This window comes from Allocatelliglobosispora scoriae (assembly GCF_014204945.1).
GTDB classification, from domain to species: Bacteria; Actinomycetota; Actinomycetes; order Mycobacteriales; family Micromonosporaceae; genus Allocatelliglobosispora; species Allocatelliglobosispora scoriae.
In genome coordinates this window covers 2,637,549-2,653,404 of sequence record NZ_JACHMN010000002.1, presented here as the reverse complement: position 1 = coordinate 2,653,404, position 15,856 = coordinate 2,637,549, and the positions used below count along the sequence as shown (strand labels likewise).

Below are 15,856 nucleotides of genomic sequence, written 5' to 3'. Positions count from 1 at the left end.
CGCGGCTAGAGGTAGTTGAGCAGGAGGGCGAGGTTGGCGGCGAGTGCCGCCGTCGAGACGCCCAGCGCGGAGTAGGCCCAGATCGCGCGGTGGATCGAGGCGAACGCGACGACCGCCGCGACCACGCCGAACGACCCGATCGCGATGCTCGTCGGGACCAGCCAGTTCGGCCCCGAGTTGAGCAGGATGGCGGCGAAGATCCGAGCCGCGGCGACCAGCCCGATCAGCACCAGGACGGCGGTCCAGGCGCTGAGCAGGAGCATCCGGCCGTGCTGGGGCGCGGGGTCGTGCTCACCGGGAATGCCGATCGAACCGGTGGGCATGGGGGTCATGCGGGGTTCGGTCCGCGGTTCGATCGGGAGCGCGCCCAGGGTCCTGGTGGTGCCGGGCTCGGGCTCTGCCACCGAGACCGCACTGGTTGACGTTGTCTCAGCCACGCCTGTCCAACGCCCGGATGTGGCCCACGTAACGCTATGTGGTGACGTCCTCGCAGGTGGCGATGTCACTTTCGCGACAAGTTCGATCAGACCTTTCAGGGACCGAGCACCTTGAGCGTAGGCTGCCCTCCGTGACGGACGCGCCGATCGGCATCTTCGACTCGGGAGTCGGCGGGCTGACGGTTGCTCGGGCAATCCTGGATCAGCTCCCGCATGAGCGCCTGCTCTACCTCGGGGACACCGCGCATGTGCCCTACGGGCCCAAGCCGCTCGCTGACGTGCGCAAATACGCGCTCGCGTGCCTGGACGAGCTCGCCGCGCAGGATGTCAAGCTGCTGGTGATCGCGTGCAACACGGCGATCGCCGCGTGCCTCGCGGACGTGCGGGAGCGCTATGACATCCCGGTCGTGGAGGTCATCCGCCCGGCCGTCCGGCGGGCCGTGGCGGCGACCCGCAACGGCAGGATCGGTGTGATCGGCACGGCCGGAACCATCGCGAGCGGCGCCTACGAGGACGCCTTCGCCGCTGCACCGCAGGCCACGATCACCTCGGTGGCCTGCCCGCAGTTCGTCGACTTCGTCGAGCGGGGGATCACCTCCGGCCGCGCCCTGTTGGGCCTGGCCAGTGGATATCTTGAGCCCCTGCAGCGAGCCGACGTGGATACGCTTGTCCTCGGGTGCACGCACTACCCGTTGCTCTCGGGAGTGCTCAGCCTGGTGATGGGTGATCAGGTCACCCTGGTCTCCAGCGCCGACGAGACGGCGAAGGACGTTTATCGCGTGTTGGTGCAGCAGGACATCGTCAGGCCGGACGATGCCCCGCCGCCGCGGCACGAACTGCGCGTCACCGGCGATGTCGGACCGTTCGACAAGCTGGCGAAGCGTTTTGTCGGGGAACTCAGCCTGGGAGAGCTAGGTAACACGATGTCTGTGGGGGCGACGGCGTGAGGCTCACTGTTCTGGGGTGTGCGGGGAGCTTTCCTGGTCCGGAGGCCGCATGCTCCGCATACCTCGTCGAGGCGGACGGGTTCCGCCTGCTGATCGACTTCGGCTCCGGCTCGCTGTCGGCGCTGCAGCGCTACGCGGGGATCAAGGCGGTCGACGCGATCCTGCTCAGCCACCTGCACTGTGACCACATGCTGGACGCGGTTTCCTATGTGGTGGTCCGGCGGTACGCACCGGACGGGCCCTACCCGGCGCTGCCGGTCTACGCACCGGCCGGTGCCCCCGAGCGGCTCGCCGCGGCCTACAGCCACGAGGAAGGGCCGCTCGACGACGTCTACACCTTCTACGGCCTGCAGCCGGGCAGCTTCCCGATCGGGCCCTTCACCGTCAGCGTCGACCGGGTCAACCACCCCGTCGAGACCTACGGCGTCCGGCTGGAGCACGAGGGCAAGGTGCTCACCTACTCCGCCGACACCGCGATGTGCGACTCGCTGCTGCGGCTGGCGCACGGCGCGGACCTCTTCCTCTGCGAGGCCTCCTACCTCGACGGTGTCGACAACCCGCCGGGCCTGCACCTCACCGGTCGCGAGGCGGGCGAGGTCGCGACGAAGGCGAGCGTCGGCAAGCTGCTGCTCACGCACCTCGTCACCGCGTGGGGCAGCGAGGTGGAGACGTTCGAGGCGGCAGCTTCGGCGTTCGCCGGACCGGTTGAAATAGCCCGTCCGGGTGCCCGCTACGAGGTCTGACACATCCGGCACATAAGGTGTCTTCATGACCCGACCCGATGGCCGCAAAGCGAATCAGCTGCGCCCCGTGAAGATCACTCGGAACTGGACGATGCACGCCGAAGGGTCGGTCCTCGTCGAGTTCGGCAACACCAAGGTCCTGTGCACCGCCAGCGTCACCGAGGGCGTGCCGCGGTGGCGCAAGGGATCGGGGCTCGGCTGGCTGACGAGCGAATACGCCATGCTGCCCCGGGCCACCACCACGCGTAACGATCGCGAGGCGGTGAAGGGCAAGGTCGGCGGGCGTACCCATGAGATCTCGCGGTTGATCGGTCGAAGCCTGCGCGCATGCATAGATCTGAAGGCTTTGGGGGAGAACTCCATCGTGCTCGACTGCGATGTGCTCCAGGCCGACGGTGGGACGCGGACCGCCGCGATCACCGGCGCCTACGTCGCGCTGCACGACGCCGTGTCGTGGCTCGCCGCCAAGAACGCGCTCACCCGCAAGCAGACCGTCGCGACGACCCTGCACCGCTCGGTCGCCGCGGTCAGCGTCGGCATCATCGCGGGCGAACCCCGCCTGGACCTCTGCTACGACGAGGACGTCGCGGCCGAGGTCGACATGAACATCGTTTGTACGGGCACCGGCGAGTTCGTCGAGGTCCAGGGCACCGGCGAGGACGGTGTCTTCAACCGTGACCAGCTAAACGCGCTGCTGGACCTGGGGATCGCGGGCTGTCAGCAGCTCGCCACCGCTCAGGCCCTGGCACTCGCCACCGACCTGAAGAGGTGATCACGATGCGTCTGCTGCTCGCCACCCGCAACGTCAAGAAGCTCGACGAGCTGCGCCGCATCCTGGCGTCCTCACCGGAGCTGCACACGGTCGAACTCGTCGGGCTCGACGATGTCGAGACCTACCCGGAGGCGCCCGAGGTGGGGCTCACCTTCGCGGAGAACGCGCTGATGAAGGCCCGGGAGGGAGTCCGATACACGGGGCTGCCGACGGTCGCTGACGACTCCGGTCTCGCCGTCGACGCGCTGAGCGGGATGCCGGGTGTCTTCAGCGCCCGCTGGTCCGGCCGGCACGGCGATGACCAGGCGAATCTCGATCTGCTGCTCGGGCAGATCGGCGATGTGCCGGATGAGCACCGGGGCGGCGCGTTCATCTGCGCGGCTGCGCTGGTGCTGCCGCCGACATCCGGGTCCACGGACCTGCGCGAGCACCTGGTGCACGGCAAGATGCCGGGTCGGGTGCTGCGATCCGGTCGAGGCACGGGCGGCTTCGGGTACGACCCGATCTTCATCGCCGAGGGCCAGACCAGGACCAATGCCGAGCTGGAGCCGGCCGAGAAGGACGCGATCAGCCACCGGGGCAAGGCGTTCCGTGCGCTGGCGGCTGTGATCGCCAAGGCTCTGTAGCCGGCGGATTCCGGGGCACGCTTTGCAGCAAAGCGTGCCCATTTCCGTGTTTGAGGCCACGCTTTGCTGCAAAGCGTGGGACGGACTGCGCGCAAGCGTGGGCGGGCTGCGGGCTGCGGGCAAGCGTGGGCGGGCTGCGCCCAAGATCGCCGCAACTCTTCAAGAGTTGGTGCTATGGGGTCTGCGGTGTCGGGCTTGGGCTGCGCACTGCGTGTGGAGATCACGCCGTCTTTCCCGAAGAAGGTGTGATCTTGGTTCATGATCACGCCTATTTCCCTGAAGATGGTGTGATCTTCGGGCGCGGGGCGCGGGGCGCGGGGCGCGGGGCGCGGGGCGCGGGGCGCGGGGCGCGGGGCGCGGGGCGCGGGGCGCGGGGATAGGACCAACTCTTGAAGAGTTGCGGCGATCTTGGGTACGCCGGCACGGTTTGCTGCAAAGCGTGGCCTCAAGCACGAAAATGGGCACGGTTTGCTGCAAAACGTGACAGGGAACGCGGCAGTCAGAGGTGCGGGATGAAAGCGCCGGAACGGGCGGCTGCGGTCGCGGCCAGCACCGTCTGGGTGGTCAGGCGATCGTCGAGAGGCTGCCTGGTCAGCAGTAACCGGTGATAGAAGGGGGCGCTGACGGCTTCGATCACGGCGTACCCATCGGTGTCGGGGGGAAGCTCGCCGCGCGCGACTGCCCGGTCCACGATCTCGGCCGCGAGCCGGTAGCGCTCGGTGAAGAAGTCGCGCAGGACCGCCGCGGCGCGGGCGCTGCGGGGAGCGGCGGCCGCGAGGCCGGTGAGCAGCGCGGCGACGGGCGGGTCGGTGAGTGCGGCCTGGACCATCGCGCCGAGCGTGCGCAGATCGCCGTCGAAGCTGCCGGTGTCGGGGATGACGACCACGGTCGCGCCGAGCTCCGCGAGCACCTCCGCGAGCACCCCGTCGAGGTCGGACCAGCGGCGATAGATGGTCGTCTTGTTGACACCCGCCCGGTCGGCGATCTTCTCCACGGTGAGGTCGGCATAGCCGTTTCTGGCCAGCTCATCCAGGGTGGCGGCCATGACGGCGGCGCGCACCCGGGCGCTGCGGCCGCCGGGTCGAATGCTGGTCTTCATGCATCAACTCCTCTATGCTCATCGTAAAGCAACTTGGGTTGCATTAAGGGGAGGTTCACATGGAGGCACAGGTCTGCGTCGTGGGCGGCGGCCCGGCCGGGCTGGTGCTCGGTCTGCTCCTCGCTCGTCAGGGGGTCGAGGTGGTGGTGCTGGAGAAGCACGCCGACTTCCTGCGCGACTTCCGCGGTGACACGATCCACTCGTCGACGCTGGACCTCCTCGATGAGCTCGGGCTCGGCGACGAGGTGTCCCGGCTGCCCGGTCGCAAGGCCTCCCAACTGCGGATGACCTTCGCCGACGGCGCCTACACGGTGGCGGACTTCTCCCAGCTTAAGGGCGCGCACCCCTACATCATGCTTCTGCCACAGTGGGACTTCCTCAACCTGCTCGCCGCCGAGGCCGCGAAGCTGCCCAACTTCACGCTGCTGCGCTCGATCGAGGTCGTCGATGTGTTGCGCGCCGCCGACGGCACGGTCACCGGTGTCCAGGCGAAAGACCAGGCCGGAGCCGTGGTCGAGGTCCGCGCGTCGCTCACGGTCGCGTGCGACGGTCGATTCTCGGCGGTACGCAACGCGCTGCACCTCACCCCCGTCGAGCATGGTGCGCCGATGGACGTGCTGTGGTTCCGTGTCCCGCGGGGCGAGGCGGACCCGGCCGGGCTCGACATGCACGTCGGTGCCGGTGCACTGATGATCGTCATCGATCGCGGCGACTACTTCCAGTGCGCCTACGTCATTCCGAAGGGCGGCTTCGAGACGGTTCGGGCGGGCGGGCTCGACGAGTTCCGGGCCAAGGTCGCCCAGCTCGTGCCGCCGCTCGCCGATCGGGTCGACGCGATCGCGAGCTGGGACGACGTCAAGCTGCTCACCGTCCGGGTCAATCGGCTCAAGCAGTGGCACGGGCCCGGCTACCTCCTCATCGGTGACGCCGCACACGCGATGTCGCCGGTCGGCGGGGTCGGCGTCAACCTCGCGGTGCAGGACGCGGTGGCGACTGCCCGGCTGCTCGGGCCGAAGCTGCTCGACGGCTCGATCACCACGGACGACCTGGCGCTGGTGGAGAAGCGGCGGAGCTTCCCGACCGACGTGACGCAGCGCGTCCAGCGGATGATCCAGGGCTTCGTGATCGGTGCCGTCCTCGGTACCGATCAGGCCGTGCACGCACCGGCGCCGGTGAAGCTGCTCAAGCGGTTCCCGTCGCTGCAGGCCAAGCCGGCGAAGGTGATCGGCTACGGCGTACGCCCCGAGCACGTGTGACGGGCATCGCTCCGTGTCACGTTTCCCCCTCGCGCGCTGTCAACACTGCAGACACACGAGAGGGAGACAGCCATGACGACATCCATCCTGGTCACCGGCGGCACGGGACAGCTCGGCCGCCTCGTCGTACCGCTGCTGCGCGACGCCGGCCGGTCGGTGCGAGTGCTGAGCCGCCACGGTAGCGGTGCCGATCATGTGACCGCCGACCTGCTCAAGGGTGAAGGGATCGAGGCCGCGCTCGACGGGATCGAGACCGTCCTGCACCTCGCGGGCGGCCCCAAGGGCGACGACGAGGCGACCCGCAACCTGATGCGGGCGGCGGTCGGGGCGGGTGTGCAGCACGTCGTCTTCATCTCGGTCGCCGCTGCTGATCGGCTGCCCCTGGGCTACTACCGGGCCAAGACGGCCGCCGAGGTGATCGTGTCCGAATCGGGTGTGCCGTGGACGACGCTGCGGGCCGCGCAGTTCCACGACTTCGCGTTCACCGGCGTACGCGCGCTCGCGAAGTCGCCGATCGTGCCGGTCCCGAGCGGTATCCGGCTCCAGCCCGTCGAGACGAGCGAGGTCGCGGCCCGCCTGGTCGAGCTGGCCCTTGGTGAACCGGCCGGTTTCGTGCCGGACCTCGTCGGGCCGAAGATCTACACCTTCGGTGAGCTGCTCGACGGCTATCTGCGGGCGAGCGGTAAGCGCCGGTTGACAGTGCCGGTCCGGTTGCCGGGTGCCGTCGGCCGGGCCTATCGGGCGGGCCACAACCTGGTGCTCGACGGTGCGGCGGTGGGCACGCGTACGTGGGAGGAGTTCCTCGCCGAACGAGTACCGCCCACCCGACCGTAGCCCGCGTCCGCGCCGCGCCGCCCAAGATCGCCGCAACTCTTGAAGAGTTGGTGCTAAGCGGGCGGGCGGAGGGGTTTCTGGCTGCGGTCGGGAGAGTGGAGATCACGCCATCTTCCCCAAAGTTGGCGTGATCAAGGTCCATGATCACGCCAACTTCCCTGAAGAAGGTGTGATCTTGGAGCGCCGAGCGCCGAGCGCCGAGCGCCGAGCGCCGAGCGCCGAGCGCCGGCGGCGGCGGCAGCGGGCGCTGTGCGGCGAAGCAACCCGCTCACGGTCACGCTTTGCAGCAAAGCGTGGCCTCCGGCGTGGAGATGACCACGCTTTGCTGCAAAACGTGACGGGATAACACCAACTCTTCAAGAGTTGCGGCGATCTTGGGTCGTGCGGCGAGCCAGGCGGGCGAGCCAGGCGACCCAGGCCGGCGACCCAGGCCGGCGGGGCGGCGAAGCGGATGGCGGGGTGGGCGTGGGGGTCCGGGTGGTGGGGGTGTCAGGACAGGGGGCCGATGGTGGACTCGATGTCGGTGCGGAGGGCGGGAGTGGCGATCGTGGCGCGGGCGGCCTCCATGATCGGGGCCATGAACACGTCCGGTCCCGGCTCGCCCGTATAGGCAGCCACCGCCGCCACGCAGGCGCGGCCCGACGGCGACGGCACCAGCGGAGCCCGGAGCTGCAGGCCCCGTACCCCGGCCAGCAACTCGACGGCGAGGATGCTGGTCAGGTTGTCCAGGACCGTGCGCAGCTTCTTCGTCGCCGACCAGCCCATCGAGACGTGGTCCTCCTGCATGCCGCTCGTCGGCAGCGAGTCCACGCTCGCCGGTGACGCGAGGCGGCGGTTCTCGGCGACGATGCCGGCGGCCGTGTACTGCGCGATCATCAGGCCGGAGTTCACGCCCGGGTCCGGCGTGAGGAAGGCGGGCAGGTCCCGGGAGCGGGTCACGTCGAGCAGCCGGTCGACGCGGCGTTCGGCGATCGCACCGACCTCGGCGGCGGCGATGGCGAGGAAGTCGGCGGCGAAACCGAGCGGGGCGCCGTGGAAGTTGCCGGTCGACTCGACCCGGCCGTCGGGGAGTACGACCGGGTTGTCGGCGAGGCTGACCAGCTCACGGGCGGCGACCTGCCGGGCGAAGTCGAGCGTGTCCCGGGCGGCACCGGCGACCTGCGGCGCGCACCGCATCGAGTAGGCGTCCTGCACGGCGTGCTCGTGGTCGTCCCGGTGCGAGTCCATGATGGACGAACCCTGCAGCAGCCGGTGCAGGTTGGCGGCGCTGGTCATCTGGCCCGGGTGCGGGCGGATCGCGTGCAACTCGGGTTGGAAGGGCCGGTCGGTGCCGAGCATCGCCTCGATCGAGAGCGCCGCGGTCACGTCGGCCATGGCGAGCAGGTGGGCGAAGTCGTCGACGGCGAGCAGGAGCATGCCGAGCATGCCGTCGGTACCGTTGATCAACGCGAGGCCCTCCTTGGAGGAGAGCGTGATCGGCGTCAGGCCGGCCGCGTGCAGGGCGTCGGCGCCCATCATGCGGTGCCCGTCCTTGCCGAGCACCCAGCCCTCACCGAGGATCACCATCGCGCAGTGGGCGAGCGGTGCCAGGTCACCGGAGGCGCCGAGCGAGCCGTGCTCGGGCACCCACGGCGTGATGTCGTGGTTGAGCAGGTCGACGAGTGCTTGGGCGACGATCGGGCGTACCCCCGAATAGCCCAGGGCCAGCGAGCGGACCCGCAGCAGCATCATGGCCCGGACCACCTCGCGCGGCATCGGCGCGCCCGCGCCGGCCGCGTGCGAGCGGATCAGCGCGTGCTGGAGCTCCGCGCGGCGCTCGGGGGCGATGAAGGTGTTGGCGAGGGCGCCGAAGCCGGTGGAGACGCCGTAGACGGGCCGGCCGTCGCGCTCGATCCCGTCGACGATGGCCCGGCTCGTCGCCATCGCCGCGACGGTCTGTTCGGCGATCGACACCTGCGCGGTGCCGCGTGCGACGGCGAGCACGTCGGCGGTGGTGACCCCGGTGGGCTGGACGATGACGTTCATTGCGGCACTCCCTTGTGCAGAACCGTGTGAGCGAGCGGCACCCCCGGCCGGTAGGCGAGGTGCACCGCGGAGGGCGCGTCGAGGATCACGAGGTCGGCCCGCGCGCCGACGCCGAGGTGGCCGATGTCCGGGCGGCGCAGGGCCCGCGCGCCGCCCGCGGTCGCGGCCCAGAGCGCCTCGGCCGGGGTCATCCGCATCTCGCGCACGGCGAGGGCAAGACAGAAGGACATCGATGAGGTGTACGACGACCCGGGGTTGCAGTCCGTCGCGAGCGCCACCGTGGCCCCCGCATCGAGCAACGTCCTGGCGTCGGGATAGGGCGACCGGGTGGAGAACTCCGCCCCCGGCAGCAGCGTCGCCACTGTGTCGGATCCGGCGAGAGCGTCCACATCGGAGGCACTGAGGTGGGTGCAGTGATCCGCGCTGGCGCAGCCCAGCTCGACCGCGAGCCGGATCCCGCCCCCCTCGGTGAGCTGGTTGGCGTGGATGCGCGGCTGCAATCCCCGCGCGATCCCGGCCGTGAGCACCGCTCTGGCCTGGTCCACGTCGAAGGCGCCCCGTTCGCAGAAGACGTCGACCCACTTCGCGTGCGCCGCACAGTGATCGAGCATCTCCCCGGTGACGAGCCGCACGTAGTCGTCGGGCTCGATGCCGGGCGGTGTCACGTGCGCGCCCAGGTACGTCGTCTCCGTCGTGAACTCCGCCGCGATCCGCAGCGAGCGGGCCTCGTCGGGGACGTTGAGGCCGTAGCCGGACTTGATCTCCATTGTCGTGGTGCCCTGGCGCAGCGACTCCTGGACCAGGCGTTCCACATTGGCTCGGAGCGTCTCGTCGCTCGCGGCCCTGGTCGCGGCCATCGTCGTGCGGATACCACCACCCGTGTAGGGCTCGCCCGCCATCCGGGCCGCGAACTCAGGCGCCCGGTCCCCGGCGAAGACGAGGTGGGCGTGGCTGTCGACGAACCCGGGGATCACCGCGGCGCCCCGGGCGTCGATCACCCGGTCGGCGTCGGGGGCCTTCGCGGCGGGCCCGGCCCAGCGGACCGTGTCGCCGACGACGATCGCCGCGTCGTGCAGCGTACCCAGCTCGGGATCATGGGTGGTGAGCTCGCCGATGTTCGTGATCAGAAGAGACATGTGATCGCCTCCCGCAGCTCGCGTGGTACGTCGACCGTGGCGTGGCGGCCGTCGGCGACGATCTCCCGCCCGTCCGCGACGACGTGGGTGATGTCGGCGGCCGACGCCGCGAAGAGGACGCCCTCGGGGTCGATCCCGGCGGTCCGGGGCGACTCCAGGGAGAGCGTGACGAGGTCGGCGCGCTGACCGACGGCGAGGTGACCCGCGTCGTCCCAGCCGAGAGCGGCGTGGCCGGTGACCGTGGCGGCGGCGAGCAGGTCGGCGGCGGCGAAGTGGCCACGTCGCTCGGTGGCGAGGCGCTCGTGGAGTTCGAGGGCGCGGGCCTCCTCCAGCAGGTCGATCACCGCGTGGCTGTCGCTGCCGAGGTTGAGCCGGACACCGGCCTCGGCGAGCGCCCCGGCGGGACCGATCCCGTCGCCGAGATCCCGTTCGGTGGTCGGGCAGAAGCAGGCATATCCGCTGCTCAGCAGCTTGATGTCCGCGGGGGTGAGATGGGTGGCGTGGACGGCGGTGAGCTGCGGGCTCAGTACGCCGTGCCGGTCGAGCAGCTCGGTCGGCGTACAGCCGTGAACGACGAGGCAGGCCTCGTTCTCGGCGCGCTGCTCGGAGAGGTGGACGTGGACGGGCTGCCCGGCCGTCCGCTCGGCGAAGGGCCGCATGAGCTCCGCCGGAACCGCTCGCACGGAGTGCAGCGCGGCCCCGACCCGGAGGTGCTGAGGACCACCTCTTGAAGAGTTGCGGCGATCTTGGTCGCCGCCCACGTCCCCCGCCACGTTTTGCAGCAAAGCGTGGTCATTTCGCGCGCCGAGGCCACCGTTTGCTGCAAAACGTGGCAGGAGGTCGTGGCGGGCGGACCAGGCGTCGAGGCTGCCGTCGCTGAAGCGGAGCTGGGGGCCCGCCAGGGGCTCTCCGTCGACGGAGGCCGTGAGATAGAGCGTGTCCAGGAGGGTGATGCGGATTCCCGCCTCGGCGGCCGCCGCGATCAGGGCCTCGGCCATCGCGTTGGGGTCGCGGTAAGCAACCCCGCCGGGGGCCCGGTGCAGGTAGTGGAACTCGCCGACCGAGGTGATCCCGGCGAGCGCCATCTCGGCGTAGGTGGCCCGGGCGAGCTGGAAATACGAGTCCGGGTCGAGCCGGGCGGCCACCTTGTACATCAGCTCGCGCCACGTCCAGAATGATCCGCGTTCGGCGTGGGTACGCCCCCGCAGCGCCCGGTGGAACGCGTGCGAGTGCACGTTGGCGAGACCGGGGATCGTCAACCCGGCCCGGCGCGGGACCCCGGGCGGCGCGACGACGTCGACGGCGATCCGGGTGATCGTCGAATCGAACTCGATCAGCACCTCGCGGGCGATCCCGTCGGGCAGCCAGGCGGCCTCGCACCAGATCAGCATGCGAGGTCCGCCAGCACGTCGGAGAGGCTCACCACGCCCGCCTCGCAGTCGGCGTCGGTGGCCGACTCGGCGGGGGAGTGGGAGATGCCGGTGGGGTTGCGGACGAAGAGCATCGCCGTCGGCACGTGCCCGCTGAGGACACCGGCATCGTGCCCGGCTCCCGTCGGCAGGATCGGCGCGTCGTCGAGGAGAGCGGCGATCCGGTCGCGGAGCACCACGTCGAACTCCGTGGCACCGGAGACGGACTCGGGGGTGACGGCTACCCGCGTACCATCCCGGGTCGCCCGCTCGTGAGCCTTGGCCGTGACGGCGGCGACCAGCGCGTCCACGACCTCGCTCTCGCCCGCGCGGGCGTCGAGCCAGGCGCGGACCTCGCGCGGGATGGCGTTGGTGGCGTTGGGAGCCACCTCGACCCGGCCGATCGTGGCGTGCGCGTCGCGCAGCCGGGCCTCCTTGTTGGCGGCGAGCACCGTGAACGCGAAGGTGAGCATCGGGTCGTGCCGATCGGACATGAGCGTCGTGCCCGCGTGGTTGCCCTCGCCGGTGAAGTCGAGGCGCCAGCGGCCGTGCGGCCAGATCGCGCTCGCGACGCCGACCGGGCACTCGCCCTCGATCAGCGCGCGGCCCTGCTCGACGTGGAGCTCGACGAAGCAGCCGATGCGCCCCAGCAGCTCCGGGCGCGGGCCGAGGGTGGCGGGATCGTGGCCGGACTTGAGCAGCGACTCGGCGAGGGTGTGCCCGTCGCGATCGGTGAGCGCGAGCGCCCGTTCGGGCGTGACCGCGCCGGTGAGCAGCCGCGAACCGAGGCAGGCGAGCCCGAACCGGGAGCCCTCCTCCTCGGCGAAGGCGGCGATGCCGATCGGCCGGGACGGCGTCTTGCCGCGAGCCCGCAGGTCGTCGATGGCGAGCAGCGCGGTGACGATGCCGAGCGGACCGTCATAGGCACCGCCGTGCGGCACGGAGTCGAAGTGGCTGCCGGTGAGCACGGCGTCGCCCGCCGACGGGTCGCCCCACCAGGCGAAGATGTTGCCGTTGCCGTCCTCCTCCAGGGTGAGGCCGCGCGCGAGCGCCTGCGACCGGAACCAGGAGCGCAGCTCCAGCTCCGGCTCGGTCCAGGCGTAGCGCAGGTAGCCGCCGGTCTCGGGATCGCGCCCGATCGGCGCGATCTCGTCCCACAGCTCCCGGAAGATCATGATTCCTGCATGGGTACGCGGACGCCGAGGTCCGCAGCGACCGTCTCGGCGAGGTCGTATCCGGCGTCGACGTGCCGGATGACGCCCATACCGGGATCGTTGGTGAGCACGCGTTCGATCTTCTGTCCGGCCAGCGGCGTACCGTCGGCGACGCAGACCTGCCCGGCGTGGATCGACCGCCCGATCCCGACGCCGCCGCCGTGGTGGATGCTCACCCACGAGGCACCCGAAGCGGTGTTGACGAGTGCGTTGAGCAGCGGCCAGTCCGCGATCGCGTCGGAGCCGTCGAGCATCGACTCCGTCTCCCGGTAGGGCGACGCCACGCTGCCGCAGTCGAGGTGGTCGCGCCCGATCACCACCGGGGCCTTGAGCGTGCCGTCGGCGACCATCTCGTTGAAGCGGACACCCGCCTTGTCGCGCTCGCCGTAACCCAGCCAGCAGATCCGCGCGGGCAGGCCCTGGAAGGCGACCCGCTCCCCGGCCATCTTGATCCAGCGGTGCAGGGATTCGTTCTCCGGGAAGAGTTCGAGGATCGCCCGGTCGGTGGCGTGGATGTCGGCGGGGTCGCCGGAGAGCGCGGCCCAGCGGAAGGGCCCCTTGCCCTCGCAGAAGAGCGGCCGGATATAGGCGGGCACGAACCCGGGGAACGCGAACGCGTTGTCGAACCCGCCGAGCTTCGCCTCACCCCGGATCGAGTTGCCGTAGTCGAAGACCTCGGCGCCCGCGTCCTGGAAGCCGACCATCGCCTCGACGTGCTTCGCCATGCTGGCCCGGGACCGGTCGGTGAACTCCTCGGGCTTCTTCGCCGCGTAATCCGGCCCGTCGGCGAGGTCGATCCCCTCGGGGAGGTAGGCGAGCGGGTCGTGCGCGCTCGTCTGGTCGGTGACGATGTCGATCTCCACGCCGCGCCGGAGCAGCTCCGGGAAGACCGTCGCCGCGTTGCCGACGACGCCGACGGAGAGCGCCCGGCCCTCGCGCTTGGCGGCGGTCACCCGGCGAACGGCGTCGTCGAGGTCGTCGGCGATCTCGTCGAGGTAGCGGGTCTCGACCCGGCGCCGCAGGCTGCGCTCGGAGACGTCGACGATGAGGCAGACGCCCTCGTTCATCGTGACGGCGAGCGGCTGCGCGCCACCCATGCCGCCGCAGCCCCCGGTGAGCGTCAGCGTGCCCCGCAGCGTCCCCCCGAACCGCTTCTGCGCGACGGCCGAGAACGTCTCGTAGGTGCCCTGCAGGATGCCCTGCGTCCCGATGTAGATCCAGGACCCGGCGGTCATCTGGCCGTACATGGTGAGGCCGAGCTTCTCCAACCGGCGGAACTCGGGCCAGGTGGCCCAGTCGCCGACGAGGTTGGAGTTGGCGAGCAGCACGCGCGGCGCCCACTCGTGGGTGCGGAAGACGCCGACGGGACGGCCCGACTGGACCAGCATCGTCTCGTCGTCGGCGAGCGTGTCCAGGGTCCGGACCAGCGCGTGGAAGCTCGGCCAGTCGCGCGCAGCCTTGCCGGTGCCGCCGTAGACGACGAGGTCCTGGGGCGCCTCGGCGACCTCGGGGTCGAGGTTGTTCATCAGCATCCGCTTGGCGGCCTCCTGGCCCCAGCCGAGCGCGGTGCGGGTGGAGCCACGAGCAGCTCTGATGTCCATGCGTTCACTCCGTAAAGATCTGTCGGCGGGCCGCGCTGGTCTCGAACTCCTCCAGCCGGTGCTGAACACCGGCCGGCATCGCGTCGCAGATCGCCTGCAACAAGACCATCGTCAGCACCATCGGGGCGGTGTGCAGGTCAAACACGAGATCTGAGCCCACCGAAGCGGGCAGCACGACGTCGGCGAGCTCGGTCACCGGGCTCACCGGGGAGTCGGTGATCGCGACGATCCCGAGCCCCAGGTCGCGCGCGTCGCGCAGCGCGTCGAGCGTCTCGCGCGGGTAGCGGGGCAGGACGAAGGCGAGCAGCGCGGTGGCTCCGGCGCCGCGCGCCTGCTCCAGCCGGTCGCCGAGCATGCTTCCCCCATCGTCGAGTACGCGCACGTCAGGGTGCACCTTCGCGGCGAAGTAGCCGAAGTAGGACGCGATCGGGGCGGCCGACCGGAGCCCCAGCACCGGCAGCGGCCGACTCCCGGCGAGCAGCCCGGCGGCCGTCAGGATCGGCCCGCGATCGCCGAGCTGGGCGGCGAGCCGGGTCAGGTTGGCGATCTCGGTGTGCACCGCACCCTGCAGATCGTTCTCCGGGTTCTGGACCGGTGCCGCGGTGGCGAGCTCGCGCAGGCGGCGGCGCAGGGCGGGGAAGCCGTCGTAACCGAGAGCCGTCGCGAAACGGGTCACCGAGGGCTGGCTGACGCCCGCGAGCTCGGCGATCTCGGCAGCGGTGAGGTGCGCCGCCTGCCCGGCGTGCTCGACGAGGCACCGGGCGATGCGGCGCTGGGTGGGCGTCAGCCTGACTCCGTGTACCAGGTCCGCAACATTCACCCGGCGACTGTATGCAAGTTTTCATTCAACAGGCAAGTCGTAAGATCCAACGCATGTTCGTCAGCTCGCTGCACACGTACCCCGTCAAGGGCTGCTATCGGCTGGACCACGACGTGGTCGCCGTCGAACCGTGGGGTTTCGCCGGGGACCGGCGGTGGCTCATCACGGACCCGGACCACCACTTCGTCAGCCAGCGCGAGGAGGCCCGGCTGGCGCTGGTCCGGCCCTCGCTGACGATGGACGGGCTGGTCCTCGACGCTCCCGGGATGGAGTCGATCGAGGTGCCGCACCCGATCGGCGGTGAGCTCGCCGCCGTCACCGTGTGGAAATCCACGTTCGACGCCGCCCTCGCCGACAAGTCCGCCTCGGGGTGGCTCTCCGACTTCCTGGGCCGCGACCTGCGCCTGTTCTGGCTCGACGACCCCACCCGGCGGGCCAGCAACCCCGCCTTCAGCGAGCCCGGCGACCGGGTCAGCTTCGCCGACGGATACCCCGTGCTGCTCGCAAGCGTTTCGTCGCTCGCGCAGCTCAACGACTGGATCGCGCAGGACTTCCCCGACGACGCGGCGCTGCTCGGCCCGCTGCCGATGACCCGCTTCCGGCCCAACGTGGTGATCAGCGGCGGCCCCGCCTGGGCCGAGGACGGCTTCACCGGCCGACGGGTACGCATCGGTGGCACGACCTTCCGGGTGCCGAAGCCGTGCGGGCGCTGCGTCGTGACGACGATCGATCAGGAGAGCGCCGAGCGCACCCGGCAGCCGCTGCGTACGCTCGCCAAATACCGCCACCTGAACTCCGATCTCGTCTTCGCGACCAACCTGATTCCGGACGATCCCCAGGCCGCGGCCGTGATCAGCCTGGGCGACCCGGTCGTGCTCGCCTGATATTCACGCCCAGCACTCCCCAAAGCCGCCCAACCGTGATAGAAATCGCGCCA

15 protein-coding genes are annotated in these 15,856 nt (G+C 70.6%); 7 read left to right on the top strand and 8 right to left on the bottom strand.

What is annotated here, in order from left to right; translation table 11 throughout:
• Nucleotides 1-5 precede the first annotated feature (5 nt).
• Nucleotides 6-404 carry a hypothetical protein gene (locus F4553_RS17460; protein ID WP_221469932.1) on the bottom strand — a complete coding sequence of 133 codons (399 nt, stop codon included), beginning with the start codon at nt 402-404 and terminating at the stop codon, nt 6-8.
• Nucleotides 405-568: 164 nt separating this feature from the next.
• On the opposite strand from F4553_RS17460, the gene murI reads away from it, so the two are divergent.
• Genes murI through rdgB form a run of 4 tightly spaced genes read left to right on the top strand, consistent with a single transcriptional unit; the run spans nt 569 to nt 3,525 of the window.
• Nucleotides 569-1,384: a glutamate racemase gene (gene murI / locus F4553_RS17455; protein WP_184837336.1), complete on the top strand. Its 816-nt coding sequence runs from the start codon at nt 569-571 to the stop codon at nt 1,382-1,384.
• Nucleotides 1,381-2,127, top strand: a complete 747-nt coding sequence (locus F4553_RS17450; RefSeq protein ID WP_184837334.1) for an MBL fold metallo-hydrolase — start codon at nt 1,381-1,383, stop codon at nt 2,125-2,127. The genes murI and F4553_RS17450 overlap by 4 nt, the downstream gene beginning before the upstream one ends.
• 25 nt (nt 2,128-2,152) lie before the next feature.
• A complete protein-coding gene (gene rph / locus F4553_RS17445) occupies nt 2,153-2,899 on the top strand; it encodes a ribonuclease PH (RefSeq protein WP_184837332.1) in 747 nt (248 codons plus the stop codon).
• 5 nt (nt 2,900-2,904) lie between these two features.
• Nucleotides 2,905-3,525, top strand: a complete 621-nt coding sequence (gene rdgB / locus F4553_RS17440) for an RdgB/HAM1 family non-canonical purine NTP pyrophosphatase (protein WP_184837330.1) — start codon at nt 2,905-2,907, stop codon at nt 3,523-3,525.
• 499 nt (nt 3,526-4,024) lie between these two features.
• Here the strand turns inward: rdgB and F4553_RS17435 are convergent, their stop codons facing one another.
• Nucleotides 4,025-4,624, bottom strand: a complete 600-nt coding sequence (locus tag F4553_RS17435; RefSeq protein ID WP_184837328.1) for a TetR/AcrR family transcriptional regulator — start codon at nt 4,622-4,624, stop codon at nt 4,025-4,027.
• Nucleotides 4,625-4,683: 59 nt separating this feature from the next.
• Here F4553_RS17435 and F4553_RS17430 point away from each other — a divergent pair, with 59 nt between their 5' ends.
• Together F4553_RS17430 and F4553_RS17425 are read left to right on the top strand one after the other, a co-directional pair.
• Entirely contained in the window at nt 4,684-5,880 is a 1,197-nt protein-coding gene (locus F4553_RS17430; RefSeq protein WP_184837326.1) for an FAD-dependent oxidoreductase, read from the top strand.
• A gap of 72 nt (nt 5,881-5,952) precedes the next feature.
• A complete protein-coding gene (locus tag F4553_RS17425; protein WP_184837324.1) occupies nt 5,953-6,714 on the top strand; it encodes an SDR family oxidoreductase in 762 nt (253 codons plus the stop codon).
• 489 nt (nt 6,715-7,203) lie between these two features.
• On the opposite strand, the gene hutH is transcribed toward F4553_RS17425, so the two are convergent.
• The 6 genes from hutH to F4553_RS17395 are packed head-to-tail and all read right to left on the bottom strand — an operon-like array spanning nt 7,204 to nt 14,919.
• Nucleotides 7,204-8,739, bottom strand: coding sequence for a histidine ammonia-lyase (gene hutH / locus F4553_RS17420; RefSeq protein WP_184837321.1), 1,536 nt, complete (start codon nt 8,737-8,739; stop codon nt 7,204-7,206).
• Entirely contained in the window at nt 8,736-9,875 is a 1,140-nt protein-coding gene (gene hutI, locus F4553_RS17415) for an imidazolonepropionase (protein WP_184837319.1), read from the bottom strand. Before hutI ends, hutH begins: the two co-directional genes overlap by 4 nt.
• Nucleotides 9,863-11,266 carry a formimidoylglutamate deiminase gene (locus F4553_RS17410; RefSeq protein ID WP_184837317.1) on the bottom strand — a complete coding sequence of 468 codons (1,404 nt, stop codon included), beginning with the start codon at nt 11,264-11,266 and terminating at the stop codon, nt 9,863-9,865. Before F4553_RS17410 ends, hutI begins: the two co-directional genes overlap by 13 nt.
• Nucleotides 11,260-12,459: an allantoate amidohydrolase gene (locus tag F4553_RS17405; protein WP_184837315.1), complete on the bottom strand. Its 1,200-nt coding sequence runs from the start codon at nt 12,457-12,459 to the stop codon at nt 11,260-11,262. Before F4553_RS17405 ends, F4553_RS17410 begins: the two co-directional genes overlap by 7 nt.
• Entirely contained in the window at nt 12,456-14,099 is a 1,644-nt protein-coding gene (gene hutU, locus F4553_RS17400; protein ID WP_184837313.1) for a urocanate hydratase, read from the bottom strand. The genes F4553_RS17405 and hutU overlap by 4 nt, the downstream gene beginning before the upstream one ends.
• A gap of 4 nt (nt 14,100-14,103) precedes the next feature.
• Nucleotides 14,104-14,919: a MurR/RpiR family transcriptional regulator gene (locus F4553_RS17395; RefSeq protein WP_184837311.1), complete on the bottom strand. Its 816-nt coding sequence runs from the start codon at nt 14,917-14,919 to the stop codon at nt 14,104-14,106.
• Nucleotides 14,920-14,972: 53 nt separating this feature from the next.
• Here F4553_RS17395 and F4553_RS17390 point away from each other — a divergent pair, with 53 nt between their 5' ends.
• Nucleotides 14,973-15,803 (top strand): MOSC domain-containing protein, encoded by an 831-nt coding sequence (locus F4553_RS17390; RefSeq protein ID WP_184837309.1) that lies wholly within the window; start codon nt 14,973-14,975, stop codon nt 15,801-15,803.
• The last annotated feature ends 53 nt before the right edge of the window (nt 15,804-15,856 follow it).